The organism is Psychrobacter immobilis (assembly GCF_904846285.1).
Classification (GTDB): Bacteria; Pseudomonadota; Gammaproteobacteria; order Pseudomonadales; family Moraxellaceae; genus Psychrobacter; species Psychrobacter immobilis_D.
In genome coordinates, this window is the sequence record NZ_CAJHAD010000010.1 from 72,045 (window position 1) to 89,810 (window position 17,766).

Annotated in this window: 19 protein-coding genes; 11 read left to right on the forward strand and 8 right to left on the reverse strand. The window is 43.4% G+C overall.

The features are described from left to right. Positions 1-100 precede the first annotated feature (100 nt). A complete protein-coding gene (locus tag JMX13_RS07825; RefSeq protein ID WP_201611871.1) occupies positions 101-739 on the reverse strand; it encodes a carbonic anhydrase in 639 nt (212 codons plus the stop codon). A gap of 426 nt (positions 740-1,165) precedes the next feature. On the opposite strand from JMX13_RS07825, the gene potA reads away from it, so the two are divergent. The 4 genes from potA (at position 1,166) to JMX13_RS07845 (ending at position 5,158) form a co-directional block, all read left to right on the forward strand. Then, positions 1,166-2,428 (forward strand): spermidine/putrescine ABC transporter ATP-binding protein PotA, encoded by a 1,263-nt coding sequence (potA, locus tag JMX13_RS07830; protein WP_201611881.1) that lies wholly within the window; start codon positions 1,166-1,168, stop codon positions 2,426-2,428. Next, complete coding sequence (gene potB, locus JMX13_RS07835) at positions 2,428-3,336, forward strand: spermidine/putrescine ABC transporter permease PotB (protein WP_201611890.1); 909 nt, start codon at positions 2,428-2,430, stop codon at positions 3,334-3,336. The genes potA and potB overlap by 1 nt, the downstream gene beginning before the upstream one ends. After that, the gene (potC, locus tag JMX13_RS07840; protein WP_227686250.1) at positions 3,336-4,148 is read left to right on the forward strand and encodes a spermidine/putrescine ABC transporter permease PotC; all 813 of its coding nucleotides are present in this window, start codon (positions 3,336-3,338) and stop codon (positions 4,146-4,148) included. The genes potB and potC overlap by 1 nt, the downstream gene beginning before the upstream one ends. Before the next feature lie 119 nt (positions 4,149-4,267). Next, positions 4,268-5,158, forward strand: coding sequence for a LysR family transcriptional regulator (locus JMX13_RS07845; protein WP_201611892.1), 891 nt, complete (start codon positions 4,268-4,270; stop codon positions 5,156-5,158). Between the two features lie 79 nt (positions 5,159-5,237). Here JMX13_RS07845 and JMX13_RS07850 read toward each other — a convergent pair whose 3' ends face one another. From JMX13_RS07850 to JMX13_RS07865, 4 genes are all read right to left on the reverse strand, one after another. Beyond that, on the reverse strand, positions 5,238-5,609 hold the full coding sequence (locus JMX13_RS07850) for a CrcB family protein (protein WP_201611900.1): 372 nt from the start codon (positions 5,607-5,609) through the stop codon (positions 5,238-5,240). A 58-nt stretch (positions 5,610-5,667) separates the two neighbouring features. Next, complete coding sequence (gene tsaD / locus JMX13_RS07855) at positions 5,668-6,726, reverse strand: tRNA (adenosine(37)-N6)-threonylcarbamoyltransferase complex transferase subunit TsaD (RefSeq protein WP_201611909.1); 1,059 nt, start codon at positions 6,724-6,726, stop codon at positions 5,668-5,670. 185 nt (positions 6,727-6,911) lie between these two features. Then, on the reverse strand, positions 6,912-7,433 hold the full coding sequence (locus JMX13_RS07860) for a c-type cytochrome (protein WP_201611911.1): 522 nt from the start codon (positions 7,431-7,433) through the stop codon (positions 6,912-6,914). 130 nt (positions 7,434-7,563) lie between these two features. Further along, a complete protein-coding gene (locus JMX13_RS07865) occupies positions 7,564-7,977 on the reverse strand; it encodes a hypothetical protein (RefSeq protein WP_227686251.1) in 414 nt (137 codons plus the stop codon). A gap of 428 nt (positions 7,978-8,405) precedes the next feature. Between JMX13_RS07865 and rpsU the strand changes: the two genes are divergently transcribed. Then, positions 8,406-8,621, forward strand: a complete 216-nt coding sequence (rpsU, locus tag JMX13_RS07870) for a 30S ribosomal protein S21 (protein WP_201545528.1) — start codon at positions 8,406-8,408, stop codon at positions 8,619-8,621. A gap of 205 nt (positions 8,622-8,826) precedes the next feature. After that, entirely contained in the window at positions 8,827-9,276 is a 450-nt protein-coding gene (locus tag JMX13_RS07875; protein ID WP_201611913.1) for a GatB/YqeY domain-containing protein, read from the forward strand. A 198-nt stretch (positions 9,277-9,474) separates the two neighbouring features. Here the strand turns inward: JMX13_RS07875 and JMX13_RS07880 are convergent, their stop codons facing one another. Next, entirely contained in the window at positions 9,475-11,025 is a 1,551-nt protein-coding gene (locus JMX13_RS07880; protein ID WP_227686252.1) for a M48 family metallopeptidase, read from the reverse strand. A 397-nt stretch (positions 11,026-11,422) separates the two neighbouring features. On the opposite strand from JMX13_RS07880, the gene JMX13_RS07885 reads away from it, so the two are divergent. The 4 genes from JMX13_RS07885 (at position 11,423) to thiS (ending at position 13,840) form a co-directional block, all read left to right on the forward strand. Then, positions 11,423-11,908 carry a sulfurtransferase TusA family protein gene (locus JMX13_RS07885; protein WP_201611925.1) on the forward strand — a complete coding sequence of 162 codons (486 nt, stop codon included), beginning with the start codon at positions 11,423-11,425 and terminating at the stop codon, positions 11,906-11,908. Positions 11,909-12,149: 241 nt separating this feature from the next. Beyond that, on the forward strand, positions 12,150-13,013 hold the full coding sequence (gene rpoH / locus JMX13_RS07890; protein ID WP_201545792.1) for an RNA polymerase sigma factor RpoH: 864 nt from the start codon (positions 12,150-12,152) through the stop codon (positions 13,011-13,013). 76 nt (positions 13,014-13,089) lie between these two features. Continuing rightward, the gene (locus JMX13_RS07895; protein ID WP_201611927.1) at positions 13,090-13,461 is read left to right on the forward strand and encodes a DUF423 domain-containing protein; all 372 of its coding nucleotides are present in this window, start codon (positions 13,090-13,092) and stop codon (positions 13,459-13,461) included. A gap of 178 nt (positions 13,462-13,639) precedes the next feature. Then, complete coding sequence (gene thiS / locus JMX13_RS07900; protein ID WP_201545506.1) at positions 13,640-13,840, forward strand: sulfur carrier protein ThiS; 201 nt, start codon at positions 13,640-13,642, stop codon at positions 13,838-13,840. A gap of 213 nt (positions 13,841-14,053) precedes the next feature. On the opposite strand, the gene hpf is transcribed toward thiS, so the two are convergent. Both hpf and rpoN read right to left on the reverse strand, forming a co-directional pair. Further along, positions 14,054-14,434: a ribosome hibernation-promoting factor, HPF/YfiA family gene (hpf, locus tag JMX13_RS07905; protein ID WP_201545504.1), complete on the reverse strand. Its 381-nt coding sequence runs from the start codon at positions 14,432-14,434 to the stop codon at positions 14,054-14,056. A gap of 442 nt (positions 14,435-14,876) precedes the next feature. After that, positions 14,877-16,559, reverse strand: coding sequence for an RNA polymerase factor sigma-54 (rpoN, locus tag JMX13_RS07910; RefSeq protein ID WP_201611930.1), 1,683 nt, complete (start codon positions 16,557-16,559; stop codon positions 14,877-14,879). A gap of 299 nt (positions 16,560-16,858) precedes the next feature. Between rpoN and JMX13_RS07915 the strand changes: the two genes are divergently transcribed. After that, positions 16,859-17,755, forward strand: a complete 897-nt coding sequence (locus tag JMX13_RS07915; RefSeq protein ID WP_201611932.1) for a carbon-nitrogen hydrolase family protein — start codon at positions 16,859-16,861, stop codon at positions 17,753-17,755. Positions 17,756-17,766: the final 11 nt, after the last annotated feature.

Consider the following 17,766-nt stretch of genomic DNA (forward strand, 5'->3'; position numbering starts at 1 on the left):
TATTTTAATCATCATTTAATAGTCATAAATCATCAATAGCGGATACGTTCTCGATGATAAAGTGTACCCACTATCCTAAATAGTTAATGATAAATGACTATTAAGCGTCTAAAAACCGTACTTTTCCAGTCTCTAAATCATACTCGGCACCAACGACGAGCAGCTGACCGCTATTGGTTAGGTCTTCTAATGCGCGCGAACCATGCTTCAATTGGCTGACTGACATACGTACATTGGCGCGAATAGAGCGATCGACCAGCTCATCAGCATCGACATCTTGCCCATTGGCAGTTGCAAGCTCATGCAAGTTGTAGACGCTAGGACGGATACGATCGACGATTGACTGTAAGTTTGGTGAGTAGTTTTGCTCAGGATTAATCAGCGCCTCAACGCACGCAGTCACAGCGCCACAATGTGAATGCCCAAGGACTACGACCAATTTGGTGCCAAATTTTTCGGCGGCAAACTCAACCGAACCAATTTGCGATGGCGCAACCACGTTGCCCGCTACGCGTATGACAAACAAATCGCCCAAGCCTTGATCAAACACAATCTCAACCGGTACACGTGCGTCCGAGCAGCCCAAAATAATCGCTAAAGGGTCTTGATCATTGATCAGCTCGGGACGTTTTTGCATACAGGGGTCGGTGCTGGTCAAACTTTCCACGTAGCGCACATTACCTTCTTTGAGTAGTGCCAGTGCTTCTTGACCAGTTTTTGGGCGGTTACTGTTAGGCATAAAGAGTCCTTGTTTATCAAAATGGTTTAAATTATAAATTGCTCTAGCATTCTGTTTTCTACTTTAAATTACTTTTGCAGCTAAGCTTAGCTTTTAAGCTTGGCCGTTTGCTATTGCAAATATCCTTGTATTTAGCATACATAAAATTATTGTATAGCAACCAAGCCAAAAAACGGTAAAAATTCTTTATTCTAAGGGCGCTATATTTCAAGCTGATTTTATTTTGCCTATTTTTTTCTTTAACAACCTAAACCAAACAACCGATAACGAACTTGCACTGACTTATAGCAAGGGTTTGTTATAATATGCAGCAACCAGACTCCATATATATCCATCGCTTATCGCCATACTTAACACCATGTAAATTGCTGCCAGTATCTATTATTTTAGCGCTACTGAGCATTTGGTGTTTTAGGAACCAACCTTATGACCGAATCGAATATAAACCTGCAAACCACGCCTGCGTTGCCTAATCCTGACAAGGTACTGCTACAACTGACTGGTCTACAAAAAATTTATGATCAAACCGAAGTCTTAAAGGACATCAACCTTGATATTCAGCATGGTGAGTTTATAACCCTGCTTGGTCCATCAGGCTGTGGTAAAACGACATTGCTACGCTTAATTGCTGGTTTTGAGCAGCCAAATGCTGGGGCAATTTATCTTGATGGTATGCAAATGGCAGGCCTGCCCGCCGATAAGCGTCCGGTCAATACCGTGTTTCAGCAATATGCGTTATTTCCGCATATGACGGTGGCGCAAAACGTCGCTTATGGGCTTAAACTCAAAAAAGTACCGAAAGATGAGATTCAAACACGGGTGCGTGAGATGCTGGCGATGGTACAGCTTGAACATCTTGCCAATCGTCGACCGCAAGATTTATCCGGTGGTCAGCAGCAACGGGTGGCGATTGCACGCGCGGTAATCAATCGTCCTAAACTATTATTGCTCGATGAACCACTATCAGCGCTCGACCATAAGCTGCGCCTACAAATGCAATCTGAGCTTAAACGTCTGCAACGTGAGCTTGGCATTACCTTTGTCTTTGTCACCCATGATCAAGAAGAAGCGCTGTCCATGTCAGACCGCATTGCGGTGATGAAAGACGGCAGATTTCAGCAAATTGGCACACCGATTGAAATTTATGAAACCCCTGCCAATCTATTTACCGCCAAATTTATTGGTGAGACCAATTTATTTAAGGCGGAAGTCAAAGGTGTTTATCCTGAGCAGCCCGATCGCGATGGTCGTGTGACCAATGGCCGTATTGAAGTCGAAGTCTGCGAAGCGCAAGCGCAAGAGGGTCCGACGACCTTACGTAATCTGCGCCGTCCTGACTTTGCCAATGACGTACAAGTCGGCGATATCGTTAATTTACTATTGCGTCCAGAAGATTTGCGCATTTATGACCCCAATGATAAAGAGCATAGTGGTTTATTAGGGCGCGTGATTGAGAGTAATTATAAAGGCAGCACTTTAGACTCAATTATTGAGCTGGCTAACGGGCATATTATTAAAGCCTCGGAATTCTTTGATGAAGATGACCCAAGTTTTGATTACAAGCTTAACGAAGGCGTTAAAGTGTCATGGGTAGATGGCTGGGAATGGGTACTGCCAGAAGAAGATACGCTTGATAATGGGGTGGATAATAGTACTAGCAAATTAGCTTCCCAAAAGGATATCAGCTAATGGCGCGCACTAACTTAAGTAATAAAAAATCAAGTAATAAAAACTTGAGCAACAGAAGCCCTTTTCGTACTGCCACGCTATGGCTAATTTGGGGCTGGCTGCTTATCTTTGCGCTATTGCCAAATATACTGGTGATTGCCGTTAGCTTTTTGACCCGTGATAGCACCGCTTTTATTAGTTTGCCAGTCACTATCGACAGCTACGTACGCATGATTGACCCGCTTTATTTTGATGTCTTTGTGCATTCATTATGGATGGCGGGCATCACCACGGTTATCTGCTTATTACTTGGCTACCCGTTTGCTTGGTTTGTATCTCGAGTCAGTAAACGCTTGCAGCCACTGTTGATGCTCATGCTGATATTGCCATTTTGGACCAACTCTTTGGTACGGACTTATGCGCTAAAACTATTATTTGCCAGTAATGGCTTGATTAACAAATCCTTATTAGCCATCGGCATCATCGATGCCCCCATTGATATTTTATATACTCAAGGCGCGGTCATTGCCGGTTTAACTTATTTATTATTTCCCTTCATGGTGCTGCCGCTGTATGCAGTATTTAGCGATTTGCGCAATGATATGCTGCTTGCTTCGCAAGATTTGGGTGCTTCAAAACGACAAACCTTTTGGCATGTGGTACTACCATTAACGACACCGGGGATTATCTCAGGGGTGCTGTTGGTATTATTACCAGCGATGGGGATGTTTTATGTCGCCGATATTTTGGGCGGCTCGCGTAACTTATTGGTCGGTAATATTATTAAAAACCAGTTTTTAGATGCGCGTGATTGGCCATTTGGCGCCGCAGCCAGTGTGCTATTAACGCTTGCCATGGCAGTATTATTACTCGCTTATCGCGCCAGTAGCCGCCGTATTGGCAAGACTGATTTTAGCGAGGTGGCTTAATGAATAGCGCACCCATAAAAACCAAACGCTCTATCAAGCGACCTAGTATCGGTAGTATCGCTGCCAAAGGCTATCTCGGTCTGATTTATATTTTATTATATCTGCCTATTATCGTTTTGGTGGTGATGTCTTTTAATAAATCAAAAATCGGTTATAACTGGGGCGGCTTTAGTTTAAAGTGGTACGAGTCGTTATTTAATAACCAAGCAATGCTTGACGCCTTTTGGCATTCTATAGTCTTGGGCTTAGTTGCCGCCACGGTTTCGACCGTTATAGGCACCTTGACCGCACTGGCGCTACATCGCTATGACTTTCGCGGTAAAGGGCTGCTAAATGGCTTGTTATTTGTGCTGATGATGTCACCTGAGATTGTCTTAGCGATATCGCTATTGGCGCTGTTTTTATTAATCGGCCTGCAACTCGGTTTTGTCTCGCTGCTATTAGCGCACATTACGTTTTGCTTGCCGTTTGTGGTCATTACCGTTTTTGCGCGCTTAAGCAGTTTGGACGAGCGTTTGATGGAAGCGGCGCGAGATTTAGGTGCGAGCGAATCAACGATGGTACGTACGGTGTTGATTCCAGTGATTTTCCCTGCGGTTATGGCTGGCTGGTTACTTGCCTTTACCTTATCGCTCGATGATGTGGTGGTATCGACCTTTGTGACCGGTCCTAGCTATGAGATTTTGCCGTTACGTATTTATTCTATGGTGCGCGTGGGACTTAAGCCTGAGGTCAATGCCATTGGGACGATTTTATTGGTTGCTTCATTAGTTTTAGTGGTTATCTCGCAATTGCTCCTACGTCGGCGCTGATTTTAATTTTACTGTCATAACAGCTTTAACATCATATTAGATAAAAAGTTTTAATCGTTCTTTCAGCCTTTATAAGTCGCAATTACTTATTTCTTTAACGTCAGTGGTTAGGTTATTTTATGCTAGAGCTCCGTCATCTTAATACACTAACTGCGCTGCGAGCCCATGGCTCATTGGCCGCTGCTGCCGATGAGCTACATGTCACCGCCTCTGCGGTCTCGCATCAGTTAAAAGAGTTAGAGAATTACTACGATATTAGCTTGGTCAATCGGCGCACGCGTCCGCTGACTTTTACGCCAGCAGGTAAAACGGTACTGGCACTTGCTGACAGCATCATGCCACAGGTCACGCGTACCAAAGCAAACTTAAAACGTTTAGCTCATGGTCAAGCGGGTCGATTGCGCTTGGCCTCTGAATGTCATAGCTGCTTTGATTGGCTGATGCCGATACTTAATCATTATCGCCGTGAATGGTCGGATGTCGAGCTGGATTTCGCCACTGGTTTTGAGCCTGAGCCGCATCACTTATTGATGGAAGGTGATATCGATTTATTGATTACCACCAGTAATTTACCGATAGAAGGCATCAGCTATCAGCCATTATTTGAGTATGAAAGCCGTTTGGTGCTGTCGCCTACGCATGACTTGGCTGAGCAACAATTCATTCATGCTCATGACTTGGTTGATCAGACCTTGATTGCTTATCCGGTGGAAGCTAAGCGCCTCGATATTATTGCCAATTTTATGACACCAGAGCAAGTCAGCTTTAAAAGCATGCGTACCACAGAGCTGACGGCCATGCTTATTCAATTGGTTGCCAGCGAACGCGGTGTAGCAGCATTACCTGATTGGGTGGTCGCTGAATATGAGAAAAAAGGCTGGGTGGTTTCGCGGCCGTTAGGTAAAGGCGTCTACTGTCAGCTCTATGCGGCGACACGCACCTCGAGCCAAGATACCGCTTATATGCAAGGGTTTGCCAGTTTATTAGAAGGTATCGTAAAACCGGTATAGAGGTGATCTTTGCTAAAACAATAAAAAAGAGCCGTATTAAAAATTAATACGGCTCTTTTTTATTGCTACATTTTTATTATTATAAAACCAACTTAAAGAAATAGAATCCAAGCGCGGTTGCTAATAATGTCAGCCCTACGTGTAATCCAATGAGTCCTAAGCCCGCAAGCAGTTTACCATTATTAATAAAGGTAAATACTTCAACACTAAAGGTGCTAAAAGTCGTCAGTCCGCCCAAAAAACCAGTTATCACAAACAACCTTATATTGGGAGACAAGCTACTGCCCACGCGTTCAAACCACACTAAGGCTAGCCCTATCAAAAGTCCACCTAAGACATTGGCACCTAAAGTGCCGAGTGGTATCCAACTATGCAGCGGATTAAAACGCGCCAGCCAGCCTCGCAGGCAAGCACCAATAGCAGCACCTAATCCAATCGCAAGCCACTGCATAAGCTATCCTTGAGTGATATAAATATTGATGAGTTAGATATGAAATACCTTGTAGAGCTTATAGCGCAGGCAGCTCGGTCATCGGCCAACGCGGTACGCAGCTAACAGCTAAATCATCTGCTTGACCTGCTTGCAAGCGCTCGTAACCGGCATAAGCAATCATCGCGCCATTATCGGTACATAACGCTGGCGGTGCGTAATGAACAGTGGCATTAATTTTAGCAAGCTCGCTCTCTAATGTCTCACGCAAATGACTATTAGCACTGACGCCTCCCGCAATGACCAATCGGCTCATCTCGACCTGTTTAAGCGCTTTGACGCATTTTTTTACCAAGGTATCGATCACCGCATGTTGAAAGCTTGCGGCAATATCCGCGCGCACTTGTGGATCGCTAGCAGAACCATTGCCTGAGCCGCCTGAACATGGGGTATCTTTAATCAGGTTATGCACCGCCGTTTTCATACCACTAAAAGAAAAATCCAAACCGCGATGCAGCATCGGGCGCGGTAAATCATAAGCATTTTTGTCGCCGCTTTCCGCTAATTTGGCAATATTTGGCCCACCAGGGTACGGCAGACCGAGCATTTTTGCCGCTTTATCAAAGCACTCACCCGCCGCATCATCAATGGACTCACCAAGGATTTCATATTGACCGATACCATGAGCGGCAATAAGCAAAGTATGACCACCAGAAACAAGTAAGGAAACAAACGGAAATGCTGGGGGATTCGCTCCCATCAAAGGTGCTAATAAATGCCCTTCCATATGATGAACGCCAATCGCTGGTATATTCAAGCCATAAGCTAAGCTGCGCCCAAATAATGCGCCAGTCATTAGCGCACCAATAAGCCCAGGGCCTTTGGTGTATGCAATAGCATCAATCTCATCTTTAGTGATATTGCACTGCTCTAGTAATTCGTTAAACAAAGGCACCAGCTTACGAATATGATCGCGACTGGCAAGCTCAGGCACCACACCGCCATAAAGGGCATGTAGCTCTATCTGCGAGTACAGCACTTGCCCAAGCAGACCTTTATTGTCGCTATCTATCTGCTCGCTATCGAAAATCGCTAGACCAGTCTCATCGCAAGAGGTCTCTAAACCCAATACTTTCATCTATGTGCCTTTATATTTTGTTTTACCGCGTTTATAACTGTGCATCGTTTATTATGACTATGCAAAGTTTATTGCTTAAAAACAGCTTTTTAGAATATACGTTATAGCGGTATTGCATGGCCAATAAAAAACCGCCACTGTTGGCTTACAATGGCGGTCATTCTAGCAAATTTCAACAAGCAATATTAGCTAGCTGCAGCAACCATATAATCAACTGCGGCATGAACTTGTGCTTCAGTGACGTCTCCAACCGCTTGCGCAGGCATTTTATTAAAGCCTTTGGCAGAATGCATACGTAATGTTTCTATGTCTTTGGCAAGGTGTGGCGCCCAAGCTGCTTTATCACCAAATTTCGGCGCTTCAAGCAAACCATTTTCATGACAAACTTTACACTGTTTTTCGTACAGCTGCGCACCAGCATCTGCGGCCAACACTTCAGGCTCAGCAGCAGCTTCAGGTTCAGCTTCTACGACTGGCACTTCTGTAGGCTCTGCTTCAACCGCAGGCTCAGGGGTTACCACTTCAGTTTCTGCAGCAGGCGCTTCTGGCTCTACTACTACCGTTTCTGTCTCATTAACCGCGGCAGGTTCTTCTGCCTTATTGTCACCGCCACTACAAGCACTAAGTGCCAATAACGCACTAAGACTTAGGCTAGATAACGCTAATTTAGTAACCGATTTTTTCTTCATTTTTTGCTGAATAGTCATAGTTATTCCTTCATCTATAGATTATTGGTGATAAACCCCAATGTAATAGCTGGCATAGTAGTCAAAAGCTGGCAATGATGAATCGCTATTATTAATCGAGTGTGCTGCTTACTAACTCGTTTGTTTATTGCTATTGATTGCTTGCGGGCGCATTAGCAGTCGCATCAGTACCTGCCATCTCTGTACCCGTACTAGCCACTTCGGTATCCGCACTTGCAGTGGCTGGCGCTTCTGATGCATCAGTGGCAACTGTACCATCTTGTGCAGTAGCAGTTTCAGTACCTGCTGCAGTATCAGCAGTCGCGTCTGTCTCAGCCGCTGGCATTGGCGCAGTTTCTGGGAAATCTAGCTTTTCTGCTTCAGGCGCATTTTTACGGGCAAGCTCTGCCGCTTCGTCTACTTTATCTTTTGCTAAGACTTCACCAGACTCTGCGCCCGCTGCTTCTTTATCATTGCTACAAGCACTGATACTGACGCCCATTGTAAGAAGCAAGGTCGCCCATAATGCCGTACTAACCGCTGTTTTTTTCATGCCAATTTTCATCGAAAAATCCTCAATATGATAGCTATAAAAGCCTTGTAGCGCCTGCCTCTACTTTTAGTTTAGGTTTCAAGGTCAGACTGAACATAGCATAGCATAGAGTTAATATAAGCCGTTATTGCCAAACAGGTGTTTTGTCCATCTTTTATTGATGATTTGTTAAAAGATTATTAAAAATATTAACACTTCTACTTGAGTTAACGTCCTATTAAATTTGTACCGCTCAGTGTATGGTTAGTGACTGATACTTAAAATAGATACGCGAAAGCCTTTGACTTTGCTGCCATTTTTTATTAAAATAGGCGCCCTTGTGCTATTGCGCAAGATTATCCTAGTTTGAGCTGATGCCAGTAATCTTGAGATATTACGGCTAAACACTAATATACAGCCAAACTAATGCCCTTATATCTCATCCTAATCGAGGAGTCTTCATGCCTGCAGTTAAGGTTAAAGAAAACGAACCAGTTGATATCGCTATCCGTCGTTTCAAACGTGCTTGTGAAAAAGCTGGCGTATTGGCAGATGTACGTAAGCGTGAATTTTATGAAAAACCAACGCAAGTACGCAAGCGCAAAGCAGCTGCTGCAGTAAAGCGTTATAAAAAGAAATTACAACGCGAAACTATTCGTACCACTCGTATGTACTAATCGATTATTCGACTAGCTAAATACCAGCACTACACTAACGCCACTGTTATCGATAAATAACAGTGGCGTTTTTTATGCTACAATTTTTGTTATTCATGCTGGTAAATACTCAGCAGATTTTTATTTAACACTTTATCCCCTATTACTTTATCAACAGTTATTTTACTAAAAATTATTTTATCCATACTCATAAGGAATAATAACAATGAGCCAGCTTAAACAGACGTTAACTGACACCATCATCGTCTCTATGAAAGCACGTGAGATTGAACGAGTCAAAGTCCTACGTAACGTACAAGCGGTTATCAAACAAATCGAGATTGACCGTCAAACAGAACTTAACGATGCCGAAGTACTTGAGATTTTACAAAAACAGCTCAAGCAACGCCATGAATCCTTGACTATTTTTACCGAAAACGGTCGCGATGATTTGGCAAACAAAGAGCAGTTTGAGATTGATATTATCAATGAATATATGCCAAAACAGATGGATGATGCCGAGCTTGCCGCTTTGGTCAATGCCGAAATCGCTGCACAAGGCGCCACATCGATGCGTGATATGGGCAGCGTGATGGGTGTGTTAAAGAATAAAACTGCGGGCCGTGCTGACCCTGCCTTAATCTCTAAACTGGTGAAAGACGCTTTGCAAGGTTAATTGAAGTTAAGAAAAGCGATAGTTAGTTTGAAATAAACTTGATACGTTAATAACCACATGCGACTGTTATAAATTTTCCTTGCTTGCTGCTATCACAGATGCTAAGAAAAATTCATCCCAGTCGCACTGTATCGATTTTAAAGCCCGTCTGCTATATATTCTTAATTATTGTATAAACTTAAGCTCTCAAACAACCGCCTAGGGCTTAAAGTCTTTGGCGGTTTTTACCGCTTTGATTTCCGCATTAATATTGGCCAGTAACGGTCGGGCGCTGCTCGCTTGCGCAGTTTTTTGCATTTGCTCAGTCAATTGCTTGGCTTGCGTCAACGAGGTCAGCGCACGCTCATAGCGTCCACTCCACAGCTGGTCATGACTTCGATAACGCAGCGCATTGATGGTGGCAATTTTTGCAAGCGGCACCGAGTCGGTAGTTTTAGCAATTTTCTCATTGGCCAATTGCAAACTTTGCCACGCATAACGGTCATTTGGCTGCTGCTCAGTCAAGGGTTTAAGCAATGCTTGCGCTTTGGTTGGCTGATTGCTATTGGTCAGTGCTTCCGCTAAATAAAGACGCAGGTCACGGCGCTCAGGATAAAGGCGCTGCTGACTCTCGAGCAGTTCAGCCGCTTGTTGCCATTTATTTTGCTCAGTAAGGATTTGGCTTTGGGTAATGGACAATAACGGCTCTAATACTTGGCGCTGCGTTGCGGGTAATGCCGACAGCTCATTATATATCTCATTGGCCTCGCCAAAGCGCTGCTGCTCGCCATACCAATACATCAGCGCCAATTTTGCCCCGACGCTATTTTTAGCGGCAGTCGTCAGTGCGGTTTCAGAGACATGCTTGCCGGTACTTTGCGTACGCCAGTACAGTAAATCAAACAACGCTTGATGGCGCTGCTGCTTTGACAAAGGCAATGCATCATAACGCTGAGCACGGCTTTGCGACTCACTTAAACGCTCATTGCTTAAAGGATGCGAGCGCACAAAACTGGGTAAGAATTGATTGGCGGTTTGGTTCAATTGGCTTTTTTGATTCATCGTCGCAAAAAATCGCGGCATGGCGCGTGGATCGTAACCAGCTTGGTTCATGATTTGCATACCGACGCGGTCAGCATCACGTTCATTATTACGGCTAAAAGCCATGCTGCTATTCATCGTCGCGGTTTGACTGCCCATCATAACGGCAGCGGCTGCATCACCATCGACCGCTGACGCGGCAATCGCTGCCAGCATGCCGCCTACTTGCATCAGCAAGGCTTTTTTACGCTCATCCGCGCCGCTCTCATAATGATGCTGACTAATATGTGCCACCTCATGGGCAACGACGCTGGCAAGTTCATCCATACTGCTCGCCGCTAGTATCGTCCCCGTATTGAGACCAATAACCCCACCTGGCGCCGCAAAAGCATTGATACTGGGATTATCAATAATAACCAAGCCAAGTGGCGCTTGCTGTCGGGCTTGCGCATTTAGTCGCCATGTCATCTCCTTGACCGTTTCTTGAATCCAAGGGTCATGCTCCATCTTAGTACGACCATTAATGTTTCTTAATGACCATTCGCCAAGCAGTTTATTTTCATACTGCTCCGCAAAGCTTAACCCCTGCCCGCGCAAATTGGGCAAATCTAACTCTTCAGCATTGGTAGGCTGCCATGAATCATAAGCAAATGGTGCCGCTTGCGTGCTAATACTGTTGGCAGTGGTTGCTAGCGCCAGTAAAGTAGCAGATATGCCAACCCTTAGCACAACAGCACCTTTTAACGTGTTTAGCAGCGATGGTCTATGAGAATAATACAAGTGCGTATCCTATACGAGTAATCATAACGTCTTTTTGACTATACGAGCTTGTTTATTCAAGGTCAATTGTCGTCTGCTTCTGGCTACCAATCACGCTGCCGTGCGTCACGATTGTGCAACATGATTGTGTAAATCTAGGCTGTATAAATTTATAGTCCGAATTTAAATTTAAATACATCGCCTAATGCTAATAAGACGTGCTGATTGACCAAACATTATGATGATTATATTCAACTGCAATTATATAGTGGCAATTTGCTATAATGGCAAGTCATGATAAAGGCTTCTGAGCAATACTGTACTAAGCCAAGCGCTGTTAAACACTGATATTTTATAGGTTTATTTTATGTCCTTTGATAACCAACCCATCATTGTACTAGGTGATTATACTTTTCACTTATCAGAGACTTTGCCTGAACCAAAACAGCAAGTGATAAGACAACTGATGGATTTATTGACCGACAATACTATTAGATTAATTGATAACGTTAAGCTAAATGACAACTCAGGTCTGACGCAAACAACCATTCAGATTAAAGATATAGTAGATGGGCGCGGACTTGCCTGCCCGATGCCGCTGCTAAAAACTAAGGTAGCATTACGTCAGGTAGCCGTGGGTGAATCACTATATGTGGTTGCAACTGACCCAAATTCGCAAGCCGATATCACTGCTTTTTGTGCGCAGAGTCAGAAAACGGACACAACAAATCCGTTATTATTGCTTATTAATAAGAAAACAGTGTCAAATAGCGAAGAAGCTATAGCGACAAAACCTAGAGATTCTGTTGATACAATATATCACTTCATCATTACCAAAACTGATAGCAACTAAGCGGCGCTATCCTTTACAATTACAACTATAAAGATTTTTATCTGACTCATTGCTTATCTATTTAACCAAGGTCAAGAATATGGCTAATACTTCTACTAACGCTGCAAACTCCCGTAAAAAGGACAGCGCAGCGCCTATAAAAAACGAAGCACGTGATGCGGCGTTAAAAGCGGCGGCTGCGCGTCCGCCTTATGACGCCAGTGCGCTTGGCGATACTAGTACCCGCGATTTGGTTCCTGCGATGCCAACGCATCTATCTGCGCCTGGGGTAAATTTGGGTGCCTATATTAATACCGTGCATCAAATACCAATTTTGACACCAACCCAAGAGCAAGAGCTCGCCCATCGCTATTACGATGAAGGTGATGTTGAAGCCGCGCGCCTGCTAGTTATGTCACATCTGCGCTTTGTTATTCATATTGCCCGTAGCTATTCAGGTTATGGTCTGCCACAAGCGGATTTAATCCAAGAAGGCAATTTAGGCTTAATGAAAGCCGTTAAACGCTTTGATCCTAATAAAGGCGTACGTTTAGTATCATTTGCCGTGCATTGGATTAAGGCTGAAATTCACGAATTTGTCATTCGTAACTGGCGCATTGTCAAAGTTGCTACTACCAAGGCACACCGTAAATTATTCTTTAACTTACGTAGTCTTAAAAAGACCAATAATCAGCTAACTCTTGAAGAGGCCGATGCGATTGCCAATGACTTAAATGTGACACGCAAGCAAGTGCTTGAGATGGAATCGCGCCTGACATCGTATGATGCGTCATTTGAAGCGCAATCGAGCGATGATGATGATGGACGCTATGCGCCGCAGCTGTTCTTAGAGGACGGTATCGACCCTGCTGAGATGGTTGAAGAGTCTGATTGGGAAGAAAATAACTCATCTGCCTTGCTTGCTGCAATGGATACCTTAGATGATCGTTCGCGCGATATCGTCGAGCAGCGCTGGCTTTCTGAGCAAAAATCAACCTTACATGAACTAGCGGCGGTTTACTCTATATCGGCAGAACGTGTACGCCAAATCGAGAAGAATGCCATGGATAAAATCCGTGAAGCCATGACCATCGATAGCGTGATTTTACCGGATGATATTCAGTAAGTTGCTTATCAGATAAAGCTGCTTATCAGATGAAAAGCGCCATTATTAAAGCCCCTTCTATAACACGAGTTTTACCATGCTAAATTGGATAAGTATTGCGGCGCTTAATTTGGCTATCGCCGTGGCTTTAGGCGCCTTTGGTGCTCATGGTCTTAAAGCTATCGTCAGCTCTCAGCAGCTTGAATGGTGGCAAACGGCTACCTTATACTGGTTCATACATGGGCTTGGATTGTTACTCGTTGGCATACTCATTCGCCTTAACTATACGACTCAAACCACAGCTTGGTTATTACAAATCGGGGTGATTATCTTTGCCGGCAGTTTATATGCGATGACGCTTGGTGCGCCGCGCTGGTTTGGGGCCATCACCCCTATCGGCGGCGTATTGATGATTGCAGGTTGGTTATGGCTTGCTGTATCGACGTTCCGTTTAGGTCATGTTACTTAACATCTACCTGTTTAATAGTTATTTTCTTAATATCTATTTCGGTTTAAATAGTCAAAACGCTTCATCAATCATGCCAAATAAATTATTGGCAATCATATATAAAACATCAGTTAAATATCAGATTATATAAAAGAAGAGCTGATAAAAAGGAATCTCAAGTCATTAGGGAGCACATACTATGAGTAATATTAGTGTAAACGGTAAAAGATTGCAGACTACGCACCAAACGGTACAATTGGTCGTCAATGAGCTTGGGCTTAGTAGTGGACGCTATGCCGTTGAAGTCGATGGCGAGCTGATACCAAAAAGTGAGCTTGATAAGCTGCATATCGTTGAAGGTATGAATATCGAAGTCGTACAAGCGGTTGGTGGCGGCTAGTATTTATAAATCATACAGCCTAAAACAAGATAATAAAAAAGACCTCAACAATGATACGTTAGAGGTCTTTTTTTTGCTTAGCTTAGTCAGCTTAGCATGTCGTTTTAATTACCAAAGCTGTCAATCATTTATCATTAATCATCCTGCTATTTATACTATTTATTGATTGGCTAAGATTGATTAATATTGCGACAGCAAATCCTATAATGGCAATTAAATCGCTGGTGCTGCTTCAGCATCTTCTAAATCTTCATAGCGTTCATCACGTCCTGGACCCTGAGTTTTCTTGCGGTCTTGACGGGTTTTATATTTACGCACTTGTCTATCAAGTTTGTCTGCCATCTCATTGATAGCTTTATACATATCATCTTCAAGCGCTTGAACAAACATCTCTTGACCTGCCACTCGCATAATCGCTTCGGCTTTATGGGTCTTTTTACCGCCATCACTTGCGCCGCTGTTGTCTAGCGATAATATCACTTTAATACTTTGAATCTGATCGAAGTGACGCTCTACCTTTTCAAGTTTTTCGCGAACGGCTTTGTCCATGGCATCGGTAATACTGATATGGTGACCACTGATAGAAACATTCATATTATTGTCCTTTTATTATTGCTTATATTTTTACTTAAAATCAACAGATGAGCCAGCATTGCTGCTTTTATCACCCTGCCTTACCAAACATTTACCTTGTATCTTTTTTATCTCAGATGGCTTAGCTTTTAATTTTTAATTTTTTAGTGACTAACGCCTTTATTCCTCTACTCCTTTATTAAAATAAAAATGTATTTTTATCATATTTGATGATTAATAATTTATATAAATAAGCCAAACCGATACTTGGTCTTCGTTGTTGGTATGACTCTAATTTGTCATGAAAAGCGAATAGTAGCAAGACGTTAAAATGTAACCAAATGTAATAATAACTGATGTTTCTTTTATGTTTCTATATAATCAAAAAATTTTATTTTTTATTTCATTTGAAAATACTTTAATCACAGCAGCCCGCTATTTATAAGCCATTGAATCGCAACAATTAATACTTTTGTTTGCGCTGAGTGGAGGAGCCAATATTCATGGCTTCACGGTATTTAGCCACCGTTCGTCTAGCAATATCGATACCTTCTGCCAATAGAATATCTTTTATGCGACTGTCAGAAAGCGGTTTTTTTGGGTCTTCATCAGCGATGAGCTGTCTAATCATAGCGCTGATAGCAGTTGAGGAGATATCACCGTCGCTACTGCTAACATGAGATGAGAAGAAATGCTTGAGGGAAAATAACCCTTGTGGCGTCAAAATGGTTTTGCTAGTGGTCAGTCGCGAGACGGTCGATTCGTGCAAATCCACTTCTTCGGCAATGGCTTTTAAAATCAGGGGTTGCATAGCGGTTGCGCCATATTGCAAAAACTCTTGCTGGTAGCGCACGATACTGGTTGCAACTTTTAATAGGTTTTGATTGCGCTCTTCGATACTACGAATAAACAAGCGCGCGTCAGTGAGATTTTCACGCAGATATTGATTATCAGGGCTATCATCACCGCGTTTGACTAAATTGGCATACTCTTGATTGACCCGTAGCTTGGGCAAGGTTTCAGGATTGAGGCGCACCTGCCAGCCATCTACCTGCGCAGTAGTATCGCTGCCGTTTTTGTTATTGGTGGTGTTATTGCTATTGTGACGGCGAATAGGAGTAACCAACACATCAGGAATATCGTAGCTTTCTGATGGCTGCATATAATCAGGCTGACTGCTTTGGAATAACAAGCCAGGTGACGGGTTCAAAGTACGTAATAGAGTAAGAGCGGGTGTAATGTACTCAGGCGCGAGTCCCGTCAGCTCAGTTAAGGCTTTGATATTATTACTGACGAGATGCTCACTAGCTGAGAGAAGCGCTTGCGCTTCTTTAAGATACTTTGTATTTGTATCAAGCTTGCATAATTGAAGCGCTAAGCATTCATTGAGAGTGCGCGCGCCAACACCAAGCGGATCACACGATTGGATAATGCGCAGTACCGCCATGACCTCATCATGCTCAACACGCTCATCCCATTGGTAAAAGCTTGCCATGGTATCAAGGCTTTGTAATAACTCGTCGATATCAAGGCGTATAAAGCCCATGTCATCCATAGAGTCCATCAAGTATTCAGCGATGAGCGTATCTATTTCGGAAAGATGTTTGAAATTCAGCTGCCAGCGTACATGGTCTTGAATTCTCGCGCTAGTACTGCCTTGATAACTATCAAACTCATCGTTCGTGCTACTGCCTGAACTTTTAGCGACGGACGTATAGTTGTCAGTATCAAAGCTACTATACCCCTCTCCACCCAGCGCATCACTTTCTATTGCATCATCGTCAAAACTGGATTGTTGTAATTTATCCAAACTGTCACTAAAGTCATTATCATATTCAGAGGCATTATCATCATCACCAGATGAGGTGGTAGACGATGTAGAAAATGCATCAATGCCAGTATGTTGATTCCAACTATCCAGCGTTAATGATTCGCCAAACTCATCAAATGTCTCATCTTTATGACTGTCGTACTCATCGTCATCATCTTCGATACGTTCAAGCAATGGATTGCTATCGAGCTTCGCCTGAACCTCCTGCGCGAGCTCAAGACTAGAGAGCTGCAACAATTTAATAGCTTGCTGCATTTGCGGGGTCAGTTTTTGCGAGGTGCTTAGCGTGGTCGCCAATCCAAACGACATACTCATGGGTGACTTATTACACTCCGATCGTGGTGAGATTCTATATATTATGCTGGTTAAAGGCTGTACTTATTAACGCTTATAATCATTAAAGAGCGCTTTAAGCTGTCAGGTCATGACGATAGCATTTTTTGCTACAATGTTGCTATGATAATTTATACTCTGTTCAGATAAGCTATTTTTAACCTCTTGCTCAAATCATAAAACATAAATAGCTTTGTAGGGATGTCGAGCCCTTAAATATAACAGGATAAAAAATAAATAAGAGCAAAGCCCTATAAAGCTTAAACATTGAGAATGCCACTATGAATGAGATAAGAAACAACGCGCACCTGACCGTTGCTGCTGTGCAAATGAATAGCCAACAGAATATAGAAGACAATTTAGCAGATATAAAAGCAGCCATTATCGATGCAAGCAAGCAAGGTGCTCAGCTAGTCGTTTTACCAGAAAACTGCTGTAGTATGGGTCGACAGTTTGCCACTGCAGAACGTTTTGATGAGCTGTCCAACACGATGGCAGAATATGCGCGTGCCTCTGGTATTTATCTATTAGCAGGCTCATTGCCCTGCCCTTACCGCCCTAATGGCGTCATCGTACCCGATGGCAGGCTGCGTCAAGTCAGTCAACTGTTTGCACCCGACGGTATGCGTGTTGCGCGCTACGATAAGATACACCTGTTTACCGCGACTGTTGCCGATAAACAAGGCAGCTATAATGAAGCAGCAACCTTTGAGCCCGGCACGCAAACAGTCGTTGCAACATTAGAAGCAAATGATGCCGTTTATCAACTCGGTATGATGGTTTGCTTTGATTTACGCTTTCCAGCATTGGCACAGCGTTTACGGCAAGCGGGCGCAGAATTACTAAGCGCACCTTCAGCCTTTACTTATTTAACCGGCCAAGCGCATTGGTCGCTGTTGCTACGAGCGCGCGCGTTAGACAGTCAATGTATGGTGATTGGCGCAGCGCAAGGGGGCGAACATGCTTATAAGGATGGCAGTAGCCGTCAGACATGGGGGCATAGCACGATTACCGCTTATGATGGCACGATTATCAACAGCTATGAGGATAGTGAATTAAAAGACACTACTAATAAAGAGCATAAAAAATACGCTTTGGTCTTAGCAACTTTAGATAAAGCCACCCAAACGCAAGGACGACAAAAAATGCCTATATTTGATTGTCATCGTTTGGCATAAATGTACGGTTA